2 protein-coding genes and 2 pseudogenes are annotated in these 3,066 nt (G+C 57.7%); 1 reads left to right on the top strand and 3 read right to left on the bottom strand.

The features are described from left to right. Positions 1-687 precede the first annotated feature (687 nt). The 3 genes and pseudogenes from NKH83_RS31420 to NKH83_RS31410 form a co-directional block, all read right to left on the bottom strand. Positions 688-957 (bottom strand): annotated as a pseudogene (locus tag NKH83_RS31420) (ATP-binding protein); the annotation flags it as partial. Between the two features lie 118 nt (positions 958-1,075). Next, positions 1,076-1,624 (bottom strand): GNAT family N-acetyltransferase, encoded by a 549-nt coding sequence (locus NKH83_RS31415; RefSeq protein ID WP_352809033.1) that lies wholly within the window; start codon positions 1,622-1,624, stop codon positions 1,076-1,078. A 381-nt stretch (positions 1,625-2,005) separates the two neighbouring features. Then, positions 2,006-2,228, bottom strand: a pseudogene (locus NKH83_RS31410) (altronate dehydratase); the annotation flags it as partial. A 106-nt stretch (positions 2,229-2,334) separates the two neighbouring features. Between NKH83_RS31410 and NKH83_RS31810 the strand changes: the two are divergent. After that, a complete protein-coding gene (locus NKH83_RS31810; protein WP_502895663.1) occupies positions 2,335-2,679 on the top strand; it encodes a hypothetical protein in 345 nt (114 codons plus the stop codon). The last annotated feature ends 387 nt before the right edge of the window (positions 2,680-3,066 follow it).

Below are 3,066 nucleotides of genomic sequence, written 5' to 3'. Positions count from 1 at the left end.
AAGCTCCTCGGCTCCTTGCTTCAGTGTCAGTATGTCTCGCTCATCACCTCAAGCCGCGCCAGATGGGGTCAGCTTGGCGCTTACGATCGTGCTGCTGATCCATTGGATTGGCGGGCGCCCATACCTATAGCGTGATGGGGTTGTCTAATCGCGGCAGGGAACCGGAAACCTTTGCATTCCTGGGCTTTACCTTTATCTGCGGGAAATCGCGCAAGGGGCGCTTCCAGCTTAAGCGGAAGACCCGAGGCGACCGCATTCGGGCGAAGCTCAAGGACATCAAGGTGGAGCTACGGCGGCGCATGCATTAGCCGATCCCCAAACAGGGGAAATGGCTGGGGCAACTCGTAAAAGGACTACTTTGCGGTTCGAACGAAATCCGAGCGCTTACCGCGCTTCGGTATCGCGTGATCGACCTCTGGCGACGATCGCAACGGCGGCGTAGCCTGAAGGACGATGCAACGTGGGAACGGGTCGCGCAGTTAGCCAACGACTACCTTACCAAGCCTTGCAACCTTCATCCATGGCCGAGCGTCCGCTTCGCCGTCAGTCACCCAAGGTACGAGCCACGTGCGGGAAAGCCGCCCGCGTGGATCTGTGCGGGCGGCGCCCAGCAATGGGCGGACCGACCGCGAAACGCGCGACAAGTTCGTGCGTGTTTTTGATTGTCGCATAGGAGGCGGGCCTGCCGCGCTGGCGTTTGGCCTCCATGGCGGATCTGCGCCGGTAGCTTTCGACTTTCATCTCGAAGATCGTTGCGTGATGAAACAAGTCGGTCCACCGCGGCGAGGGTCATGGCGGGGTCGAGAAAGATCCGGTTCCATTCTCCAAAGGTTGATTGGCGGTGATCATGATGGAACGCCGCTCATATCTTGCGCAGATGAGTTCGAAGAGCACGCTCGTTTCGGCCTGGTCCTTGGTGACGTAGGCCAGATCGTCGAGGAACAGCAGATCGAACCTTGTCGAGCTTGGCGAGATGGGAGGACGACGCGCTCGTCTAGGAACGGGAACCTGGAATTTTCGCCGACACCGCCACATCGATCTGCTCTTTAGTAATCGGAACGACCGTTATCACGGGTCATTGTTTCAGCCAGTCTCCAGCCTTTATTCTATAAAGCACCTGTCGCAACAAAGGGTCCCCTTCGGCTTTAAGTGGATGGTCAAAATCATCTTGTGGGTCATGGCTCATTCGAAGCCGCTCCATAACGCCTCTTGAAGCCAGATTCTCTACAGCCGCATTGGCAACAACTTCACTCAGACCAAGACGCTCGAAGCCAAACGAAAGCGCGGCGGACGCTGACTCTGTTGCGTAACCTCGCCCCCAACTGGCTGGGTCAAGCCTCCAGGCGATCTCCACAGCTGGTGTGAAGTGCGCTTGATAGGAAACGTTAACAACACCGCAGAAACCGATAAACTCTGCAACATCTAAACGCTCTAGTGCCCACAGGCCATATCCGTGTTTTTTGAAATGCTCACGTTGTTCATTTATCCATGCGTGAATCGCGCTCCGATCGGTCAGTTTTGCAATGTATCTTACAACTCTGAGATCGTCATTCATTCGAGCCAACGGTTCGACGTCTTCGTCCTTCCATTGCCGTAGCAGCAGGCGTTTTGTCAGCAGCTCCATCAGTATTTCCTCTGCCCGCTGGAATAATCGATGCGGGCCCCAGTCGAGCAGCCGCAGTCTTTCCGGCCCAGCCGTGAGATGGTGCACAATGCGCCTCGTCCGCCTGTGACGACCGCAGGTTTGCCTGAGAAGGCAAGGGGGGGCATTTTGGGGTTATTCATCTATAGCTCCTAGAAATGCCACAAGGTTGCCACCGGTTTCCGGGCAGGGATATCCGCCCTCCTGCAGCATGGCGATAGGTCCAATGAGGTCGCTTATGTTCGGCACGCTCGGGGCGCTCGGGGCTTTCGGACCAGTTTCCGCGATGAATGAATGTTTGCGGGTCGTGGCTACGATGGCCTTCTGAGTAAACGACTTTCATGTCGATAGCTTTCTTGAGAACTAGACCGTGGCGCCAAAAACCCACGGGACGAATTCGGCCGCACCAAAGTCAAACTCTTCGCTTTTGGTTCGTTCCCTGAAGCGACGCGCAGGATCCGATCGAAAATCCGCCTGCCACATTGTTCGACACTCTCGGCCCCGCTGAGGATCTCGCCGCAATTGAGGTCCATGTTGTCCGACATCGCTGGTACATCGCTGTATTGGATGCCAGTTTGATGGACGGTGTCTATCGGCACATGACAGCCTCCAGAGCCTCACGAGGCGGCGCATATCATCCCTCGAATTGCGCGGTCCCTTGCCGAACAGGCATTGAACTCCGCGATGATCCCTTGGCACGTAGACATCTGCTGCCGTTTTTCCGTGCCCGCTCAGAACCCGGAGACGGTGCGCGGACGCTACGGATTCTCAATGGCGGCGATCTCATCATTGACCAACTTGAGGGCGATCGCTTTGACAGCCGCCTTCAGGTGCGAGAGCTTCGACGCACCGACGATCGGCGCGGTGATGCCATCCTTCTGCAGGACCTAAGCCATCGCGACTTCCGCCATAGAACATTCCGCACCTTAGATAAGCATCCGCCTTTATCCTTCAGCCAAAGAAAATCGAAAAGCTCCAGTGCGGGCCGTGCCAGGGTGGGTGGCAGTGGAACCGACGGCCGTCTCGATCTCATCTAGCGCGGCGAGGGGAGCGGTGCTACGGGACACCTTTCACGATCAGCTGAGCGGCGATGTTCGAAGCCTTTGAGGAGCTTCGACATATGACGATTTCAGAGCCTCTGGCGAGACGATGGGCGCCGATCCGTCTTATGTGCCTCTACCGGCGCCGGCTACCTACTCGCCGTCAAGGCCAACCAGCCGACGCTCAGAGGAGCGGCGCCGTCCGTTGGTCATTCGACACAGGCGCCGGAGCGCGGCGCCATTCTGGCATTGCGGATGGCGAGCAGGTGGCGCGCGAAAACAATGCGCTAGCTGGCACCAACCATGCCCCGGCACGCCCCGGCTGGAGTGCATTGTTCACACTCACGCTGCACTTGGGGGCCGACCGATGTCGACTGCTAAGCC

This window comes from Mesorhizobium sp. M0909 (genome assembly GCF_040319515.1).
GTDB lineage: Bacteria > Pseudomonadota > Alphaproteobacteria > Rhizobiales > Rhizobiaceae > Mesorhizobium.
The sequence above is the reverse complement of the archived record's forward strand: the minus strand, read 5'-3'. Positions and strand labels throughout refer to the sequence as shown.

Coding starts and splice junctions, on each gene's coding strand:
- NKH83_RS31415 (WP_352809033.1), bottom strand. CDS start 1,624: ATGGAGCTGCTGACAAAACGCCTGCTGCTACGGCAATGGAAGGACGAA.